Source organism: Streptomyces sp. NPDC025651 (genome assembly GCF_055558735.1).
The window spans coordinates 117068-135659 of record NZ_JBVHLZ010000012.1; the positions used below are offsets into that span (position 1 = coordinate 117068).

General features: G+C 72.4%; 20 protein-coding genes. 12 read left to right on the forward strand and 8 right to left on the reverse strand.

Annotated elements, in window-relative coordinates; translation table 11 throughout:
• The first annotated feature begins 79 nt into the window (after positions 1-79).
• The 4 genes from ACZ4D5_RS34815 to ACZ4D5_RS34830 all read left to right on the forward strand — a co-directional run bounded on the left by ACZ4D5_RS34815 (position 80) and on the right by ACZ4D5_RS34830 (position 4293).
• Positions 80-1060 (forward strand): ROK family protein, encoded by a 981-nt coding sequence (locus ACZ4D5_RS34815; RefSeq protein WP_467776487.1) that lies wholly within the window; start codon positions 80-82, stop codon positions 1058-1060.
• Positions 1060-2238, forward strand: a complete 1179-nt coding sequence (nagA, locus tag ACZ4D5_RS34820) for an N-acetylglucosamine-6-phosphate deacetylase (protein ID WP_467776488.1) — start codon at positions 1060-1062, stop codon at positions 2236-2238. The genes ACZ4D5_RS34815 and nagA overlap by 1 nt, the downstream gene beginning before the upstream one ends.
• A 156-nt stretch (positions 2239-2394) precedes the next feature.
• Positions 2395-3330: a 1-phosphofructokinase family hexose kinase gene (locus ACZ4D5_RS34825; protein ID WP_467776489.1), complete on the forward strand. Its 936-nt coding sequence runs from the start codon at positions 2395-2397 to the stop codon at positions 3328-3330.
• Between the two features lie 87 nt (positions 3331-3417).
• The gene (locus ACZ4D5_RS34830; RefSeq protein WP_467776490.1) at positions 3418-4293 is read left to right on the forward strand and encodes a class II fructose-bisphosphate aldolase; all 876 of its coding nucleotides are present in this window, start codon (positions 3418-3420) and stop codon (positions 4291-4293) included.
• On the opposite strand, the gene ACZ4D5_RS34835 is transcribed toward ACZ4D5_RS34830, so the two are convergent.
• Complete coding sequence (locus ACZ4D5_RS34835; protein WP_467776491.1) at positions 4290-5276, reverse strand: carbohydrate-binding protein; 987 nt, start codon at positions 5274-5276, stop codon at positions 4290-4292. The two genes, ACZ4D5_RS34830 and ACZ4D5_RS34835, sit on opposite strands and share 4 nt — an antisense overlap.
• 88 nt (positions 5277-5364) lie before the next feature.
• Positions 5365-7002, reverse strand: coding sequence for a diguanylate cyclase CdgB (cdgB, locus tag ACZ4D5_RS34840; RefSeq protein WP_362341198.1), 1638 nt, complete (start codon positions 7000-7002; stop codon positions 5365-5367).
• A gap of 442 nt (positions 7003-7444) precedes the next feature.
• Here cdgB and ACZ4D5_RS34845 point away from each other — a divergent pair, with 442 nt between their 5' ends.
• Positions 7445-7936, forward strand: coding sequence for a flavin reductase family protein (locus ACZ4D5_RS34845; protein ID WP_467776638.1), 492 nt, complete (start codon positions 7445-7447; stop codon positions 7934-7936).
• Positions 7937-8073: 137 nt separating this feature from the next.
• Here the strand turns inward: ACZ4D5_RS34845 and arfB are convergent, their stop codons facing one another.
• Entirely contained in the window at positions 8074-8502 is a 429-nt protein-coding gene (gene arfB, locus ACZ4D5_RS34850; protein ID WP_467776492.1) for an alternative ribosome rescue aminoacyl-tRNA hydrolase ArfB, read from the reverse strand.
• A gap of 200 nt (positions 8503-8702) precedes the next feature.
• On the opposite strand from arfB, the gene ACZ4D5_RS34855 reads away from it, so the two are divergent.
• From ACZ4D5_RS34855 to ACZ4D5_RS34870, 4 genes are all read left to right on the forward strand, one after another.
• Positions 8703-9278, forward strand: a complete 576-nt coding sequence (locus tag ACZ4D5_RS34855) for a TerD family protein (RefSeq protein WP_055696644.1) — start codon at positions 8703-8705, stop codon at positions 9276-9278.
• Positions 9279-9447: 169 nt separating this feature from the next.
• Complete coding sequence (locus tag ACZ4D5_RS34860) at positions 9448-9804, forward strand: PadR family transcriptional regulator (RefSeq protein ID WP_467776493.1); 357 nt, start codon at positions 9448-9450, stop codon at positions 9802-9804.
• Positions 9782-10831 carry a hypothetical protein gene (locus tag ACZ4D5_RS34865; RefSeq protein ID WP_467776494.1) on the forward strand — a complete coding sequence of 350 codons (1050 nt, stop codon included), beginning with the start codon at positions 9782-9784 and terminating at the stop codon, positions 10829-10831. The genes ACZ4D5_RS34860 and ACZ4D5_RS34865 overlap by 23 nt, the downstream gene beginning before the upstream one ends.
• A gap of 10 nt (positions 10832-10841) precedes the next feature.
• A complete protein-coding gene (locus ACZ4D5_RS34870; protein ID WP_467776495.1) occupies positions 10842-11351 on the forward strand; it encodes a GNAT family N-acetyltransferase in 510 nt (169 codons plus the stop codon).
• Between the two features lie 9 nt (positions 11352-11360).
• Here ACZ4D5_RS34870 and ACZ4D5_RS34875 read toward each other — a convergent pair whose 3' ends face one another.
• The 4 genes from ACZ4D5_RS34875 to ACZ4D5_RS34890 form a co-directional block, all read right to left on the reverse strand.
• The gene (locus ACZ4D5_RS34875) at positions 11361-12797 is read right to left on the reverse strand and encodes a M1 family metallopeptidase (protein WP_467776496.1); all 1437 of its coding nucleotides are present in this window, start codon (positions 12795-12797) and stop codon (positions 11361-11363) included.
• Between the two features lie 76 nt (positions 12798-12873).
• Positions 12874-13995, reverse strand: a complete 1122-nt coding sequence (locus tag ACZ4D5_RS34880; RefSeq protein ID WP_467776497.1) for a YncE family protein — start codon at positions 13993-13995, stop codon at positions 12874-12876.
• Entirely contained in the window at positions 13992-14594 is a 603-nt protein-coding gene (locus tag ACZ4D5_RS34885) for an ankyrin repeat domain-containing protein (protein WP_467776498.1), read from the reverse strand. Before ACZ4D5_RS34885 ends, ACZ4D5_RS34880 begins: the two co-directional genes overlap by 4 nt.
• 88 nt (positions 14595-14682) lie before the next feature.
• Positions 14683-15240 (reverse strand): GlcG/HbpS family heme-binding protein, encoded by a 558-nt coding sequence (locus tag ACZ4D5_RS34890; protein WP_467776499.1) that lies wholly within the window; start codon positions 15238-15240, stop codon positions 14683-14685.
• A gap of 294 nt (positions 15241-15534) precedes the next feature.
• Here ACZ4D5_RS34890 and ACZ4D5_RS34895 point away from each other — a divergent pair, with 294 nt between their 5' ends.
• From ACZ4D5_RS34895 to ACZ4D5_RS34905, 3 genes are all read left to right on the forward strand, one after another.
• Positions 15535-16668 carry a sensor histidine kinase gene (locus tag ACZ4D5_RS34895; protein WP_467776639.1) on the forward strand — a complete coding sequence of 378 codons (1134 nt, stop codon included), beginning with the start codon at positions 15535-15537 and terminating at the stop codon, positions 16666-16668.
• Positions 16665-17303 (forward strand): response regulator, encoded by a 639-nt coding sequence (locus ACZ4D5_RS34900; protein ID WP_467776500.1) that lies wholly within the window; start codon positions 16665-16667, stop codon positions 17301-17303. The genes ACZ4D5_RS34895 and ACZ4D5_RS34900 overlap by 4 nt, the downstream gene beginning before the upstream one ends.
• A 67-nt stretch (positions 17304-17370) precedes the next feature.
• Entirely contained in the window at positions 17371-17874 is a 504-nt protein-coding gene (locus ACZ4D5_RS34905; protein WP_467776501.1) for a hypothetical protein, read from the forward strand.
• Between the two features lie 12 nt (positions 17875-17886).
• Here the strand turns inward: ACZ4D5_RS34905 and ACZ4D5_RS34910 are convergent, their stop codons facing one another.
• Entirely contained in the window at positions 17887-18573 is a 687-nt protein-coding gene (locus ACZ4D5_RS34910; RefSeq protein ID WP_467776502.1) for a pentapeptide repeat-containing protein, read from the reverse strand.
• Between the last annotated feature and the right edge of the window lie 19 nt (positions 18574-18592).

The following is an 18592-nucleotide window of genomic DNA, read 5'->3' on the forward strand; positions in this document are numbered from 1 at the left end:
GACAAAAAGGACCTTCGTCCCGCAGCAGTACCCGAAGTGGACTAGACCTCTCACGGGGTGACACGCGAGACTGTCCCCCGTGAGACACGTCATCGCCCTCGATGTGGGCGGCACCGGAATGAAGGCCGCCCTGGTGGGGGCGGACGGCACCCTGCTGTACGAGGCGCGCCGCCCGACCGGGCGCGAGCGCGGGGCCGAAGCCGTCGTCGAGTCCATCCTCGACTTCGCGGCGGACCTGCGCGCCCACGGCACCGAGCGGTTCGGGGAACCCGCCGCCGCGGCCGGTGTCACGGTGCCCGGCATCGTCGACTCCGAGCGCGGCATCGCGGTGTACGCCTCCAACCTCGGCTGGAGCGACGTCCCCCTGCGGGACCTCCTCAGCGCCCGTCTGGAAGGCGTCCCCGTGGCCCTCGGCCACGACGTCCGCACCGGCGGCCTCGCCGAGGGCCGCATCGGCGCGGGCAAGGGCTCCGACCGCTTCCTCTTCGTGCCGCTCGGCACGGGCATCGCCGGCGCCATCGGCATCGGCGGCTCCATCGAGCCCGGCGCCCACGGCTCGGCCGGCGAGATCGGCCACATCGTCGTACGCCCCGACGGACCGCCCTGCGGCTGCGGCCAGCGCGGCTGCCTGGAGCGCCTCGCCTCCGCGTCCGCGGTGAGCAAGGCCTGGGCCGAGGCGAGCGGCGACCCCGAGGCGGACGCCGCCGACTGCGCGAAGGCCGTGGAGTCCGGCGACCCCAGGGCCCAGGAGGTCTGGCGGAACGCCGTCGACGCCCTCGCCGACGGCCTCCTCACCGCCCTCACTCTGCTGGACCCGCACACCCTGATCATCGGTGGCGGTCTCGCCGAGGCGGGGGAAACCTTGTTCACACCGCTGCGGGCCGCCGTCGCGGCGCGCATCGTCCAGTTCCAGACGCTGCCGGAGATCGTCCCCGCGGCCCTCGGCGACACCGCCGGGTGCCTGGGCGCGGGCCTGCTCGCCTGGGACCTCCTCGACCAGCAGACCGCCCCCACAGCGACCGCCGCCACAGACACCGACCCCACGGAGGTAACCACCTGATGGCCACTAGCAAGGTTCTCGCCGGTGCACAGGTGGTCCTGCCCACCGGGACCCTCACGAACGGCCGCGTGATCGTCGACGGCACGCGCATCGCGGAGAGCTCCCCCGAGCACTCCGACGAGCTCCGTGCAGGGGGGACCCCCTTCGCGGACGCACAGACCCTCGACCTGTCCGGCCACTGGGTGGTCCCCGGCTTCGTCGACATCCACAACCACGGCGGCGGTGGCGCCTCCTTCACCTCGGGCACCGTCGAGGACGTCCTCAAGGGCATCCACACCCACCGGCTGCACGGCACCACCACCGTCGTCGCCTCCTTCGTGACCGGCGAGGCGGACTTCCTCACGCAGCGCGCGGGGCTCCTCTCCGAGCTCGCCGAGCAGGGCGAGATCGCGGGCGTCCACTTCGAGGGGCCGTTCATCTCCCCGTGCCGCAAGGGCGCCCACGACGAGACGCTGCTGCGCGACCCCGACCCGGCCGAGGTCCGCAAGCTGATCGACGCGGCCCGCGGCCACGCCAAGATGGTCACGCTCGCCACCGAACTGCCGGGCGGCATCGACTCCGTACGCCTCCTGGCCGAGCACGGCGTGATCGCGGCCATCGGCCACACGGACGCGACGTACGAGCAGACGGTGGAGGCCATCGACGCGGGCGCCACCGTCGCCACGCACCTCTACAACGCCATGCCGGCCCTCGGCCACCGCGCCCCCGGCCCGATCGCCGCGCTCCTGGAGGACGAGCGGATCACCGTCGAGCTGATCAACGACGGCACGCACCTCCACCCGGCCGCCTTCGAGATGGCCTTCCACCACGCGGGCGCCGACCGCGTCGCGCTGATCACCGACGCGATGGACGCGGCGGGCTTCGGCGACGGCCGCTACATGCTCGGCCCGCTGGAGGTCGAGGTGAAGGACAGCGTCGCGCGCCTCGTCGAGGGCGGCTCGATCGCGGGCTCCACCCTCACCCTGGACCGCGCGTTCAAGCGCTCGGTGACCGTCGACGGCCTGTCCGTGGAGGACACCGTCCGCGCCATCTCCGCCAACCCGGCCCGGCTGCTCGGGATGTACGACACGGTGGGCTCCCTGGAGCCCGGCAAGGACGCGGACCTGGTGGTCCTGGACGCGGCCTTCGACCTCAAGGGCGTGATGCGCAAGGGCGAATGGGTGGTTGACCCCTTTTAGCCCCCAACTCGGGTGATTCCACCACCCGTTCACTCCTCGTGGAACGCAAGGCGGTTGGCCCCGACCTCTGGGCCAACCGCCTTCTGTTTGGCATGATCAGACCCCGTAGGAAGGCCGACGAACAGGCGCGTCAGAAGCACTTCGGGGGTGGTACGAGTGATCCTCACCGTCACGCTGAACGCCGCCCTCGACCTCACCTACCGCGTGCCCGCGCTCACCCCGCACGCCTCGCACCGCGTCACCGAGGTGACCGAACGCCCCGGCGGCAAGGGCCTGAACGTCGCCCGCGTGCTCGCCGCCCTCGGCCACGACGTGACCGTCACCGGCTTCGCGGGCGGCGACACCGGCCGCACCCTGCGCGAGCGCCTCGCCCTCGAACCGCGCGTCACGGACGCCCTCGCCCCGGTCGCGGGCCCCACCCGCCGCACCCTCGCCGTGGTCGACGACGCGACCGGCGACACCACGCAGCTCAACGAACCGGGCCCGGCCGTCACCCCCGAGGAGTGGGCCGCCTTCCTGGACTCCTACGAGGAGTTGGTGCGCCGCGCGGACATGGCCGCGGTCGCGCTCTGCGGCAGCCTGCCGCCCGGCGTGCCCGTCGGCGCCTACGCCCTGCTGATACGGGCCGCACGCGCCGTCCGGGTCCCCGTCCTGCTCGACACCAGCGGGGAGCCGCTGCGCCGCGGCGTCGCCGCACGCCCCGACATCGTCAAGCCCAACGCCGACGAACTCGCCGAGCTGACCGGCTCCCACGAGCCCGCGCAGGCCACCCGCGACGCCCGCCGCAGGGGCGCGCACACCGTGGTCGCCTCGCTGGGCGCCGACGGCCTCCTCGCCCTCACCCCGGACGGCGGCTGGCGCGCACGGCCCCCGAAGCGGGTGCGCGGCAATCCGACGGGCGCCGGCGACTCGGCCGTGGCGGGGCTGCTCTCCGCGCTCGCCGAAGGGATGCCGTGGCCCGACCGCCTGGCCCGCGCCGTGGCGCTGTCCGCGGCGACCGTGGTGGCGCCGGTGGCGGGCGAGTTCGACCCCTCGACGTACGAAGACCTGCTGCCGCGGGTCGCGGTGACCGGACTGGCCACCGCGGCGTGAACCGCCGCAGCGACGCATAGAGCCGTTCTCGCACCACGTTTTCGCACCGCACAACGGGGCGCAGCGCCCTGGGAATTGGGGAGCATCGTGCCACTCGTCAACACCGGGGAACTCGTCGCGGACGCCCGCGCCGCGGGTCACGGAGTCGCCGCGTTCAACGTCATCACCCTGGAGCACGCGGAGGCCGTCGCGCGGGGCGCCGAACGGGCGGGGACCCCGGCGATCCTGCAGATATCCGAGAACGCGGTGAAGTTCCACGGCGGGCACCTGTCCGCGATAGCGGCCGCGACGGCAGCGGTGGCCCGCGCTTCGTCGGCCCGCCTCTCCCTCCACCTCGACCACGTGACGGACGTCGAACTGCTGCGGGCCGCGCACCCCGAGGGCTTCAGCTCGGTCATGTTCGACGCGTCGAAGCTGACGTACGGCGAGAACGTGAAGGCGACGGCGGACGCGGTGCGTTGGGGCCACGAGCGCGGCATCTGGGTCGAGGCCGAGCTCGGCGAGGTGGGCGGCAAGGAGGGCGAGGCGCCGCTGGACGCGCACGCGCCGGGGGTGCGCACCGATCCGGCGGAGGCGGCCGCGTACGTCGCGGAGACGGGCGTCGACGCCCTCGCGGTGGCGGTGGGCTCCTCGCACGCGATGACGGAGCGCACGGCGGCCCTGGACCACGCGTTGATCGCGTCCCTCGCGGCGGCGGTGCCCGTGCCCCTGGTCCTGCACGGCTCAAGTGGCGTACCGGACGAGGAGATCCGCCGCGCCGTCGCCTCCGGGATGGTGAAGATCAACGTGGGGACGGCGCTCAACACGGCGTTCACGGGCGAGGTCCGCGCGTATCTGGCCGCCCACGACAAGGGCGTCGACCCCCGGAAATACCTCGTCCCGGCTCGCGAGGCGATGGCCGGGACGGTGGCGGGTTTCCTGGGGCTGCTGAAGCAGCCCCGGGATCCAGGTGATCGGGGCTAGCCGTTGCTGCCCTCGACGAGCCACATCTGGTCGATGTTCGCCCCGGTCGTCCCGCAGAGGTCGCTCTGCGCGCAGGTCAGCGTGACGGTGTTGGTCCCCTTGGTGAGCTGGACCACCGCCCAGGTGTTGGTCCAGCCCTTCTCCCAGTCGCCTTCCTTGGCGCCGGCGAAGTTCTTCATGTTCAGGGGGCGGGTCTGCTTCTTGCCGTTGACGAGGATGGTGGCGTTGGAGTCCTTGCCGGGCACTCCGTAGTTCACCCGGAGGCTGTAGCTGCCGTCCTTGGGGATGCCGTTGACCGTCCAGGTCAGCTGGGCGCCGACCTTGTCGAAGCCCGCCACGTAGACCCCGCCGGCCGCCTTGGACCCCTCGACGTCGGAGGCGGTGGTGGTGCCGCCCTCCAGCTTCAGGGCCTTGGCGTCCGTCTTGGGGAGCTCGACGTTCTCCTCGGGCTTCTTGGACGGCTTCTCGCTGGGCTTCACGGACTCGGCCTGCGACGGCTTGCCGCCGGCCTGCTTGCCCTCGTCGCTCTTGTTGCCGTCGCCTCCGAAGAGCACCGCGGCACCGATCCCTATGGCGACGACCGCGACCACGGCGATGGCGGCGATCAGCAGGCCCTTGGTGTTGGGCCCGCGGCCCCGGCCGGCGGGCGCGGGCGCGTGAGGGCTGGTGACGGGGGCGCCGCCGGGCTGTGCCTCGGGGGCGGTGTAGTGGGCGTTCGGCTGGCCGTAGCCCTGCTGGCCCTGCTGCTGCGGGACCTGCTGGCCGTACTGCTGCGTCGGCTGGGTCTGCCCGTACTGCGGGCGCCGGTCGCCGACCGCTCTGACCTGGTTGTACGAGGACCGGGGACCCGGGTACCCGTAGCCGCCACCGCCGCTCGGCGGGGTCGCTCCGGCTGCCTGTCCGTCCTCGTACAGGTAGCCGAACGGATCGTCGTCGCCCTGCGGCGCGCTCGGCGTGTTCTCGCCGTTATTGCCGGGCGTCATTCCCAGGTCACTCCCTCACATCGCTGACGCCCGGGAGCCTACCCGGTCCGAGTGAGCCCACGGGGTGGCGTTGACCTCATCCGGACCGTCAGCCGGCCCGGCGGTGCTGCTTGGCACGGGACCGTTTCTCCACGTACATCCGCTGGTCAGCGGAGTGCAACACTTCGTCGGCCGACATCCCGCAGTGGGCCCAGCCGATGCCGAAACTGGCTCCCACACGGACCGCTCTTCCGTCGACGCGGATCGGCGGGATGATCGCGTTCCGCAGCCGGACCGCGAGGTCCTGGGCGTCGGCCCGGCCGAGGCCGTCGGCGAGGACGACGAACTCGTCGCCGCCGAGCCGCGCCACGGTGTCCCCGTCCCGAACGCCGCTGGTGAGGCGCCTGGCGACCTCGATGAGGACGGCGTCGCCGGTGTGGTGCCCGAAGCGGTCGTTGATCGACTTGAAGCCGTCGAGGTCGCAGAAGAGGACCGCGAGCCCCTTCGTGCCGTCGTCCACGTCGCCGTCGCCGCCCTCGGGGGCGATGGTGTGGACGTGGTGGTCGAAGCCTTCGTCCTGCTGGTGGGAGGCGTGGCCGAAGTCGAAGCCGTGTTCGTAGGCGGCGTCGAGGGAGTCCACCGCGCTGGGCTGCCCCGCGTGGGGCCTCCTGCAGAGCCGGGCGCTGAGCCGGGCGCGCAGCTCGGCGGAGTTGGGCAGGCCGGTGAGCGAGTCGTGGCTGGCCCGGTGGGCGAGCTGCAGCTCGCGGCGCTTGCGGTCCTCGATGTCCTCGACGTGCGTGAGCAGGAAGCGGGGCCCGTCGGCGGCGTCCGCGACCACGGAGTTCCGCAGGGAGACCCAGACGTACGTCCCGTCGCGGCGCGCGAGGCGCAGCTCGGCGCGGCCGCCCTCGGCGGAGGTGCGCAGGAGGGTGCCGATGTCCTCGGGGTGGACGAGGTCGGAGAAGGAGTAGCGCCGCATGGCCGAGGCCGGGCGGCCCAGGAGGCGGCACAGGGCGTCGTTCGTCCGCAGGATCCGGCCGTGCTGGTCGCCGCCCATCTCGGCGATGGCCATGCCGGAGGGGGCGTACTCGAAGGCCTGGCGGAAGGACTCCTCGCTGGCCCGCAGTGCCTGCTGCTCGCGCTCCAGCCTGACCAGGGCGCGCTGCATGTTGGCCCGCAGGCGGGCGTTGCTGATCGCGATGGCGGCCTGGAAGGCGTACATCTGCAGGGCCTCGCGGCCCCAGGCGCCGGGCCTGCGGCCGTTGCGGGGCCGGTCCACGGAGATCACGCCGAGGAGCTCGCCGCCGGCCGCCCCGGTCGCGTACATGGGGGCGAAGAGGCGGTCCGAGGGGTGCCACTCGTCCTCGAAGCGGGGCTCGGGGCCTTCGGTGTACCACTGGGGGACGTCGTCGTCGTCGAGGACCCAGCCCTCGGTGTACGAGATGAAGCGCAGGGCGCCCCACGGCTCGCCCATGGCGAGGCGGCGCTCCCAGGCGTCGCGGGAGCCGACGCGTCCGGTGATGAGGGCTTCGGCGGAGGGGTTGCCCGCGAAGGCGGCGACGACGAGGTCGCCGTCCGGGCGCACGAGATTGACGCACGCCAGCTCATAGCCAAGGCCGTTGACGACGCCGTCGGCGACGGTCTGCAGCGTGTCCGCCAGGCTCCGGGCCGTGTTGAGCTCCGCCACCACCTGGTGCAGCTGCCGCAGGGTCGCAAGACGGACGTACGGCTCCGACTCGGTCTCCATGCTCGTTCTCCCCGAGACCTCGACAGCAACTCCAGGATGCGCAGCGCCCGCAGTGTTCTTCAGTGCCGTTGGCACTGGTTCTTCTGTGCCCTTGTGCCCTCAGTGTCTTATTGCCACCGTCACTGAATCACAGCGAGCTGCCCACTCGGTACACAGGGTCAACAAAATATGGGTCCTGTGACTCAAGTCACAGGAGGGGAGCCGCCGTTGGTCCAGTCCCTTGGCCTAGTCCACCGCATTTCGGGGCACTGCGTGCCACCTTCTCCGAGATTGGTCCTAGGACCCGGCCTCGTCCCAAGGCCCGATGTGGCGGAGGGTACCGCCGGGCTAGCGTCGACGCGTGGCTCACGTACTGAAGACTCTCCCGGCCCCGCCCACCCCGCGCCGTCCGTCACCGGATGGGCATGCTGATGGGGTGAGCAACGACGAGTTCCGCGCGGCGATGTCCCGCCTGGCCGCGGGCGTGGTCCTGGTGACGGCGCGCGAGCCCGCCCTGGACCCCGACGACCCGACCGCCCCCGCGGGCGAGGACGTGGGCATGACGGCCACGGCCTTCGTGTCCGTCTCCCTGGACCCGCCCCTGGTGATGGTGAGCCTGCGCGAGGGCTCCCGGATGGACGACCTGCTCGCCGAGCAGCCGCTGTGGGCGGTGTCGGTGCTCGCCGAGAGCCAGCGGCACATCGCGGGGCGCTTCGCGATGAAGGGCCGGATCAGCGACCGCCTGCTCTTCGAGGACATCCCGTACGTACGGGGCTCCGCGTCCGGCGCCCCGCTGATCGGCGGGGCACTGGCGACGCTGGAGTGCCGGACGGAGCAGACGGTGGCCGCGGGGGATCACACACTGGTGATCGCCCGCGTCCTGACCGCGTCGCTGCCGAGTGCCGAAGGCGGGCCTCTGACGTACTTCAGGGGCCGCTATCGACAGCTGGGCTGAGCCCCGTAAGGGGCGCGGGGAACTGCGCGAGCAACCCAAAGAAAGCCGCAGTCGCAACTGCCGAGATCCCGGCAGACGCGTCTGCGGCTTTTTCGTGGCTGAGCGCGCAGTTCCCCGCGCCCCTTACGGGGCGCTGATCAGCCCCAGCCTTGGCCCGATCTGCCCCTCTTCGTCTCGCTCCGCTGCTTCTTGTTCCTCAGGCGGCGTTCGTTGATGCCCCGCGGGACCTTGGTCGCGCGCCGCGGCTTCGGGGGCGGGGCCGTGGCCTCGGCGAGGAGGGAAGCGAGGCGGGTGGCGGCCATCTCCCTGTTGCGCCACTGGGAGCGGTGCTCGCTGGCGCGTACGGCGATGACCCCGTCGACCAGCCGGGGCGCGAGGCGCTCCAGCGCACGCCGCTTCCACACCTCGGGCAGCGCGTCGGTGCTCGCGAGGTCGAACCGCAGCTCGACCTGGGAGTCGCTGGTGTTGACGTGCTGCCCACCCGGCCCCGACGACCGCGAGAAACGCCACATGAGCTCGGCCTCGGGCAGGAGGACCGAACCGCGGATGACATGAGGACCGGACATGCCCCCATGGTCCCGCGCCTGTCGGGCGCACGTCACGTTCTTTTCCGCCGCCCGGCCGGATCCGGCGGGTAAAGAAAGTAAAGCGAACTGGAACCTTGGGGACCCCCGACGGCGTTGGTACGGGTGAAGGTAGCTTCGTCCCCAGTACGAAGCGCCTATCGCACACTGTGCGTACGTAACGAGGGAAGGGACTCCCAACAATGGCAGTAAGCCTGTCCAAGGGTGGCAACGTCTCGCTCACCAAGGAGGCTCCGGGCCTGACCGCCGTCACCGTGGGCCTCGGCTGGGACGTCCGCACCACCACTGGCACCGACTTCGACCTGGACGCCTCCGCGATCGCGGTGAACACCCAGGGCAAGGTCTTCTCGGACCAGCACTTCGTCTTCTTCAACAACAAGGCGACGCCGGACCAGACCATCGTCCACACCGGTGACAACGTCACGGGCCAGGGCGAGGGCGACGACGAGCAGATCAACGTGAACCTCGCGGGCCTGCCCGCCGACATCGAGAAGATCGTCTTCCCGGTCTCGATCTACGACGCCGAGAACCGCTCGCAGAACTTCGGCCAGGTCCGCAACGCGTTCATCCGCATCGTGAACCAGGCCGGCGGCACCGAGATCGCGCGTTACGACCTCTCCGAGGACGCCGCCACCGAGACCGCCATGGTCTTCGGCGAGCTGTACCGCAACGGCGCCGAGTGGAAGTTCCGCGCCGTCGGCCAGGGCTACGCCTCGGGCCTGGTCGGCATCGCGCAGGACTTCGGCGTGAACGTCTGAGTCGACGCCACCGGCTGAGGATCCAGCCGACAGTCCAGAGGGCCCCGGCACCGCCGGGGCCCTCTGGCGTTCCCGCGCCCTCCCCCCCGGGTTTTACAGTTCGCGGACTATTCTGGATACTTGAATAGTCTGCAGACCGGCAGACCGCACCTGCGAAGGAGAGGGCACCGTGGCCGACGCTCACACCCCGTGGACCCGCGCCGCGCTGCCCCTCTGTCTGCTCGGGATCCTCGACGGCGAGGAGAAGAGCTACGGCTACGCCCTGCTGAACCGCCTTGCCGACGCGGGACTCGGCGGGGTGAAGGCGGCGACGCTCTACCCCGCCCTCGCGCGCCTCGAAGAAGAGGGCTCCGTCGAGGTCGAGTGGGGCGCCGGAGAGGGCGGCCCCGGGCGGAAGTACTACCGGATCACCGAGGAGGGGCGGGCGAGGCTGCGGCATGACCAGGCCGCGTGGGGTGACTTCACCCGGACCGTCGCCTCGCTCCTCGGCAAGGGGGATGACAGTGAGCAAGACGCATACGCCTGAGCTCAGTTGGGCCCGCGAGGAGGACGAGGACTGGGCGGACTCGGTCCGCGTACGGCTCGTGCTCGACCACGACGCGCCCGCCGGGCTCGCCGACGAGGTGCTCGCCGAGGCCCACCAGGTCGTGGCGGAGGCCGGGCTGCCGGCCACCGAGGTCCTCGGCGAACCGGACGCGTACGCGCGCACGGTCGCCGCCGAGCGCATCGGCGAGGAGCACCGCGCCAAGGTCGACCCGCACGGCCTGACGCCCGGCGAGCGCGTCACCGCCTCCCTCGGGACGCTCGGGTTCATCGGGTTCATGCTCTGCGTCCTGTACTGGATCGAGGACGGCCTCTGGCTGGAGGGGAGCTGGACCTCGGTCGCGGGATGCTCGACCGTCGTGGTCGTCGCCTCGCTCGGCACCCTCGCCTTCGTCGCCCGCGCCGCGGGACGGATGCGCGGCATGTGGGCCTTCCTCGCGGGGGCCGCGGGGACCGTCGCGGCCGGGGCCGCCGTCATCGACGCGGCGCCCGGGGAGCGGCTGTTCAGCGTGCCCGTGCCGGTCCTCATGGCCGTCTGCGTCGCCTGGGCCGTCGGCATCTACCTCTTCCCCGACACCACCCTGGACCGGTGGTTCACACCGAGGCCGCACCGCGACGACGAGGAGTGGCTCACGCGCCTCGAAGGGCTGCTGCGGGGGCGGCACGCCATGACGGCAGCCGAGGCGCGCGGCCATGTGCAGGAGGCCAGGCAGCACCTCGCGGGCTCCTTCGGCGAGCGCGCCGACGACGCCTTCGGCGACGTCGAGGTGTACGCGATGCGGCTCGCCGAAGGGCCCCGCAAGCGCCTGCGCCTCGCGCGGCACAAGCTGTACCGCGCCGCCGCGTTGACCGTGCTCCTCCTCGTCCTCGCCGTCGACGAGGCAGTCAGGGAGGGCCACTTCACGGGCTGGTTCGCCGCCTATGTGGGCGCGGCCGGCTGCTGGGCGTGGAACGTGTTCACCGAGTGGCGCGAGTCCCGCGGGGCGCCCGACGCGGAGCCGTCCCGCTAGCCTGCCCCGCATGATCCTCGAACCGCTCGTCGCCGTCGACGGAGCCCTGCCCGGTCACCTCCTCACCGAGGTGACCGCGCTGTACGCGGCGAACCGCGAGTTCTTCGCGCTCAGCGGGGACTTCCCCGACCCCGACGACATCCGCGTCGAGCAGGTCGCCAAGGCCCTGGCGGACGAACTCGCCCACCCCGACACGGAGGTGCTGCTCGCCCGCTCCGAGGGGCGGCTCGCCGGGGTCGCCGTCACCCTCGCCCACCACCCCGACCCCACCGACCCCGACCCGTGGATCGGGCTGCTCGTCGTGGCCGCCGAGCTCCACCGCACCGGCGTGGGGCGGGAGTTGGCGACCCTGGTCGAGGGGCGGTTCAGGGACGCGGGCCGGGACGCCGTGCGCCTGGCCGTCCTGGAGAACAACCCCAAGGGGCTGCGGTTCTGGACGGCGCTCGGCTACCTCGTCATCGGCCACCGCGGGGACCGCGCGCGGCACCGGCCGTGCGCGGTGCTGCGGAAGCCGCTGTGAGGGAGGGCTTCACCGCCGCTCCGGCTTGCCCTCCCCGTACAGCCAGTCGCCCCAGATGCCCGCGACCTTCTCGCGCGCCTCGTCGCTGCCCGCGTGCTTCTCGACGTACTCCGTGAAGTCCTTGGTGTCCGCGTTCTTGTGGCGGTACGTCCTCGCCCAGCCCTGCACGATGTCGTAGAACGCTTCGTCGCCCACGGCCTGGCGGATCTTGTGGATGACCATGGCGCCGCGGTCGTACACGGGAGCGTCCGAGACGCTGCCGGCGTCCGTGGGCTTGGCGGGCGGGAAGTCCCAGGTCTCCTCGTTGTCCTCGTCTTCCTCGTAGCGCTCGTCGTCGTAGAGCGCGTCGAAGACCTCCTGCGCGGTGTCGCCGCCGTTGTCCTCCTCGTACAGCCACTCCGCGTACGTCGCGAAGCCCTCGTTGAGCCACATGTCCCGCCACGTCTTGGGCGTGACGGAGTTGCCGAACCACTGGTGGGCCAGCTCGTGGACGAGGGTCTCGGTGTCGAAGCTGTCGGCGGGGAAGACGGGGCGGGTCTGGGTCTCCAGGGCGTAGGCCGCGTCCTCGGGCCGGTCGACGATCACTCCGGTCGACGAGAAGGGGTAGGGCCCGAAGTTGTACTCCGCCCACTCCATGACGTCCGGGACCTTCGACAGGACCTTCCTGCTCTCCTTGGCCACGGTGCGGTCGACGGCCGTGACGACCGGCAGCCCGTCCTCCGTCACCGAGGTCTCCATGTCGTACTTCCCGATGGCCACGGTCGCCACGTAGCTCGCCATCGGTTCGGCGCTGTGCCAGGCGAAGGTGGTGCGGCCGTTGTGGGTCGTCTCGCGGGTCAACTCACCGTTGGAGACGGCCTGCAGGCCCTTGGGGACGGTGATCTCCATGTCGTACGCGGCCTTGTCGCTCGGGTGGTGGTTGCCGGGGAACCACGCCATCGACCCGGCGGGCTCACCGAGCGCGAGCGCGCCGTCCGCCGTCTTGAGCCAGCCCTCCTCGGCGCCGTCGACGTCGGTGATGGTCTCGGGGGTGCCGGAGTAGCGGACGGTCGCGCGGAACGTCTCGTCCCGGTCGAGGTCGTGGGCGGGGCGGATCTTCAGCTCCTGGCCCGCGCGCTGGAAGCGGGCGGGCTTGCCCTCGACGGTGACGGCGGAGACGTCGAGCCCCTTCAGGTCGAGGTTGAAGGCGCTGAGCTTCTTGGTGGCGCGGGCGGTGATCTCGGCGGTGCCGGTGAGGTGCCGCGCGTCGGGGTCGTAGCCGAGGGTGAGGCCGTAGTGCTCGACGTCGTAGCCGCCGTTGCCCAGCTTGGGGAAGTACGGGTCGCGCACGCCGTCCGCGCCCGGGGTGCCGTCGGCGCCCGAACCGCTGCAGGCGCTCACGGTGGCGAGCAGGGCGAGGGCGCAGGTCAGGGTGGCGGCTCGGACGGCCGGAGATCGCTTGTCCACCCGATCGATCTTATGCGGCACATGTTCGGGCCTGGGGCGATATCGCCCCAGGCCCCGCCTCCTGCCCCACGGCAGGTCAGAGCACCGCGATGCCCAACGGCCGCTCTCCCGCCGGGAGTCGGCGCACCGTGCCGTCCGCCACGTCGACGACCGAGACGCCGTTCCAGTAGCCGTCGCGCGTGAAGCCGCCGGTGACGTACGCGGTGCGGCCGTCCCCGGACACGGCGACGTCCTCGTGCGGTCCGTCCAGCGCGATCACGCGCTCCTTGCCGTCCTTCGTCCGCACGGTCAGCGAGGGCCCGTCGTCGGCGTCCGGGTCGATGGGCCCGGTGCCGACCGCGAACAGGGTGCCGTCCTCGGTGACGGCCGCGCCGTGCTGGTGCGTGTTTGCGGTCATCTTCTCGACGTCGTACTCACCGGTGCGCGGGTCGAGTACGACGAGCTTCTCGCCCTCGAAGGGCAGCAGCAGCCGTCCGTCGGAGGGCCGTACGGCCGTGTAGTGCGGCTTCAGCCAGGAGCCGAGGCCGCCCTCCGTGCCGTAGGGGGCGACCTCGATGCGGCGCGGCTTCAGCGAGTCGGCGCGCACCACGGTCACGTCGAAGGAGTCGTGGCCGGTGGCGTAGACCTCGCGGCCGTCCTGGGAGACGTCGACGTCGAAGGGCCGCCGCCCGACGGGCACGGTGTCGGTGACCTCGCGCTCCTCGGTGTCGATGACCTCCAACGTCCCGTTTCCGCCGGGCACGTTGACGCCCACGTAGACGTGCTCGCCGTCGGGCGCGAGGGCGATGCCCATGCCGCCGCCGCGGTACTCGCCCGTCGTCGCGGGGCCGGTCTCCGTCTCGTACGGGACGCGGTCGACGCGCTTGCGGGCCGCGGTGTCGACGACGGCGACGCCCTCGGCCGTCGCGACCCAGGCACGGCCGTCCTCGCCCACGGTCAGCCCGTAGGGCGCCCTGCCGACCTCGACGGAGTCGATGGGCCCCTGCTCGGGGTCCACGAAGGTCACCGTGTCGGACCCGAAGTCGGCGACCAGAAGGGTGCCTTCGGGGGTCCTCGTGTCAGCGGGCAGGGTGGCGGTGGCCTTCGCGCGGGTGGGCTCGGGGGCGGCGGCGGGCGCTTCGGCCCCGGACGCGCAGCCCGCGAGGACGGCGGCGGCCAGCAGGGCCGACGTCCCGGCCGCGAGGGCACGGCCCTTCACGCGGCACCCCGCAGCAGACCCGCGATCTCCGTGAAACCGCGGCGCTCCGCGTGCGCGAGCGGGGTGGCGCCGTCCCGGTCGGCGAGAGAGGGCGTGGCGCCCGCGGCGAGGAGCAGCTCCACGATCTCCTGGTGCGCACGGCCGCCGTCGCCGAGGATGACGGCCTCCAACAGGGCGGTCCAGCCGAGGTCGTTGACGTGGTCCACGTCGATGTCGGTGACGCGGAGCACCTCCCGTACGTACGCGACGTGGCCGCGCTCGGAGGCGGGGATCACGCTGATCCCGCCGAAGCGGTTGCGCAGCTTCAGGTCGGGGCCCGCGGGCAGCAGCACGTGCAGCATGGCGACGCTGCCCGTCACCCCGGTCACCAGCCAGGGGCTGTCGGAGCGGTGGTCCTGCGCGTCGACGTCGGCACCCGCGGCCACCAGGACCCTCGCTGCCTCGACGTGGTCGCCGATGGCGGCGAGCAGCAGAGGGGTGCGCAGTTCGGTGTCGCGGGCCTCGACGCGGGCCCCCGCGTCGAGGGCGGCGGCCACCTCCGAGGCGTTCCCGGCCCGTGCGGCGTCGAGCAGCCGCTGGTCGGCAGCGGTGATGTTCATGATCGTTCTCCTCGTCGTCGTACGGGCCGGGAACAACCTCAGCATGGTGAGATCCGTCGGCTTCGGCAGCTCAGCGGCCCAGGGGGTGTCAGCGGCCCAGCGCCGCCACGCCCGCCTTGGCGAACTTCTCGTCCAGGTCGCCGCTCGGGGCGCCCGCGACACCGATGCCCGCGACGGGCGCGCCCTTGGCGGTCACCGGGGCGCCACCGGCGAGGAACAGGGTGCCGGGGATGTCCTTCAGGGTGGGGGCCTGCTCCAGGCGCTTGGTCAGCTCGGAGGTGGGGGCGTTCCAGGAGACGGCGGTGTACGCCTTCTTCTCGGCCGACTCGTAGGACTGCGGGCCCGCGCCGTCGCCGCGCAGCGTGACGATGGTGTTGCCGTTGCGGTCGACGACGGCGACGGAGACGCGCTGGTTCTCCTTCTTCGCGGCGTCGAGGGTGGCCTGCGCGGCCTTGGTGGCGGCGGCGACGGTGAGGTGCGTCGACTGCGTGAGGTTCTTGTTGCCGGCGTCGGCGGTGACGGCCGCCTTGGTGGCGGCGTCCGGGGTGCCGGCGGTGGCGGAGACGGCGCCGAAGGTGCCGGCGCCGAGGACGGCGGCGGTGGCGGCGACGGTCAGGACACGGGTGCGGCGGGACAGCTTCTGCATCGGGGGCTCCTGGGGTGAAGGCGAGGTCCGGGGTTCGAGGGGGCTTGTTTCCCTCTGCCACCAATCCTCAGGTCGCCTCCGCCCCTCACCCCTCGACGTACCGGCTGGGAGCCGCGCGCGACTCGGCCGACACCAGGGTCAACCGATCGGTTGACCCCTTTGTGGTCCCGGCGGGCCACAATGAGGGTGTTTGCCCAGTTCAGCGACTGCCTGACGGCGGTACGAGCACGAGAAGGAGGCGCCCCGGTGGAACGGCGCACGGCCGACCCCGACGCCCGCTGGCTCGCGGCCGTCATGCACACGGCCTTCTTCCTTCTGCTCGGCTCGTCGCTGGCCCGCTTCCTGATGCGGCACCCCGGCGAACCGCGCACCCCGTGGATCATCGCGCTCTCGGTCTCCCTCGCGCTCCTCTACGTGCTCGGCCCCACCGTCGGCGCCCGCCCCTCCGCGCCGCGCCGCCTCATCTGGCTGACCCTCGTCGTCGCCGTCTGGGTCGTGATCGTGATACTCGCGCCGAGCTTCGCGTGGTGCGCGGTGCCGCTCTTCTACACCGGGCTCCGTACGCTGCCGCCGCGCGCCGCCCTGTTCCTGGTGGCCGTCCTGACCGCCTTCGTGGTCGTCGCGCAGCTGAAGCTCGCGAGCGGCTTCGACCCGATACTGCTGTTCGCGCCGCCCGCCTGGGCCGCGGTCGCGGCCGCCGTCTTCCTGTACATGCAGCGCCAGGCGGCCCGCCAGCGCGAGCTGATCGACGACCTGATCCGCACCCGCCGCGAACTGGCCGCCACCGAGCGGCGCGAGGGCACCCTCGCCGAGCGCCAGCGCCTGTCCATGGAGATCCACGACACCCTCGCGCAGGGCCTGTCCAGCCAGCAGATGCTGCTGCAGGCGGCCGACCGGGTCTGGGACACGGACCCGGCGAAGGCCCGCGCCCACGTCCGCACCGCCGAGTCGATCACCGAGCACGGGCTCACCGAGGCGCGCCGCTTCGTGCACGACCTGGCGCCCGCCGACCTCGCGGACGGCGGGGGCGTCGCGGAAGCACTGCGCACGCTCGCGGCCCGCGAATCGGACGCGGGCCTGACCGTCCGCTTCCACGCGGAGGGCACGCCGGTGCCGCTGCCGGACCGGGTCAGCTCGGCGCTGCTGCGCATCGCGCAGGGCGCCCTTGCGAACGTACGCGAACACGCGGACGCGACCACGGCGGCGCTGACCCTGACGCTCCTGGACGACCAGGTGGTCCTGGACATCGCGGACGACGGCCGCGGCTTCACACCGCCGCCCGTTTCCGGGGCGCCCGCGGGCGTACGGGGCCACGGGCTGCCCGCGATCCGCGCGCGGGCGGTGCAGCTGGGAGGCACACTGACGATCGAGTCGGCGCCGGGCGAAGGCGCGGTGCTTTCGGTAGCGATCCCCTTGGAGCCACAGTGACCAGTGATGCCCCCGTCCGTCTCCTGGTCTGCGACGACCACGTCGTCGTCCGCGCGGGACTGCTCGCCCTGCTCGGCAGCGCGCCGGACATCGAGGTGGTCGGCGAGGCGGGCACGGGCGAGGAAGCGGTGGCCCTGGCCGCGAAGCTGACGCCGGACGTGGTCCTGATGGACCTGCAGCTGGGCGAGGGGATCGACGGCGTGGAGGCCACCCGCCGCATCACGTCGTCCACGCCTCCCGCCCCGCACGTCCTGGTCCTGACGACCTACGACACGGACGCGGACATCACGCGGGCGATCGAGGCGGGCGCGACGGGCTACCTCCTCAAGGCGGAGCGCCCCGAGGAGCTCTTCTCCGCGATCCAGGCCGCGTCACAGGGCCGCACGGCGCTCTCTCCCCCGGTCGCCTCGCGCGTCATGGCCCGCATGCGCGCCCCGCGGCCCACGCTCACCGACCGCGAACGCGACATCCTCGGCCAGCTCTCCCAGGGCCTCGGCAACCGCGAGATCGCCCGCGCCCTGTTCATCAGCGAGGCCACGGTGAAGACGCACCTGGGCCGCATCTACGACAAGCTGGGCGTGGACACCAGGGCGGGCGCGGTGTCAGTGGCGAAGGAACAACGCCTGCTGCCGTGAGGCGCCGGTGACCGCCGCCGTGAGGCACCCGGAAGCCCGGTCCTCCCGGCCATGACACCATCGACCCGTGCTCGACATCGGTTACGCCCTCTCCCGCCGCTTCCCCGACCCCCCGGAGCTGGACTACGGCCGGGCGGACGTCCACACCCTCCGCCACGACCTGTTCTGCGGGGACGTGTACCTGGCGGACACCAAGGCGGACCGGGAGCTGTCCACGGCCTGGGGATGGGTGCCGGTCCTGGACTTCGCGTGGGCGCTGTGCGACATCGTCGAGACGCTGGACAAGGATCCGCTGGGCAGCCGGGCCTCCCGCCCCCAGTACGCGGAGCTGGACTTCACGGAGTCGACGGACCGCATGCTGTTCGCCCGCCGCTTCGGCTGGGTGGACATCGAGGCGGACTGGATGGACCCCGAGGAGCCCGCCCTCACCTTCTCCCACACGGAACTGCGCCGCGAGGCCCGCGACTTCCTCCACGACCTGGTGGCCGACCTGACGGACCTCCACGACACGCTGGCGGACAACCCGGCGATCTGGTCCCTCCAGTCCCGCTTCCCGCGCGTCCCGCGCTGACGGCTTCCCCGCCTAGAACCCGGCCTCGGCCACCCGCACCCCCACCTGCGCCGCGAACGCCGGTGCCAGGTCGATCAGTTGCCCCGGACTGATCACCGCCCCGGCCAGACAGTCGATCCCCCGAGCCACCTCCAGCTCCCCCGCGGCCCGCAGGTCCACGTCCTTCATGCGCGTCCCGCTGAAGTCGACCCCGCGGATCGCGCAGTCCCGGAACTCCACCCTCTCCAGGGACGCGAGCCCGAAGTCCGGCTCCACAAGGACGCACCCCTCGAAGACCACGTCCCGCAACCGCGCCTTCCGCACGTTCAGATAGTCGATCTTGCCGCCCCGCACCACCACCCGCTCCAGCACTCCCCCGTGCAACTGCACGCCGCCGAGCCGCGCGTCCACCACCTCGACGTCCCGCAGCGACGCCTCCACGAGGTCCGTCCCCACCCCCCGCAGCTCCGTGAGCACGGAGTCCACGAACCGCGCACGCGTCAGCCGGGTCTCGTCGATCCCGCACCCCACCACCGCGGAGTCCATGAACAGTGCCCCACCGCCGTCCTGCCCGCCGAGGTCGAGCCCCCGGAACTCCACCCCGTCGTAGTCCCCGTCGGGCTCCAGCTCCCCTCCTCCGAAGGGCCGGAGCGGAGGCAACCGCACCTCGGCCCGACGAGCTTCCCTGACCACACGCTGCGCCTTCGCCTTCTCCGCCATCCCCCCATCGTGCACGCCC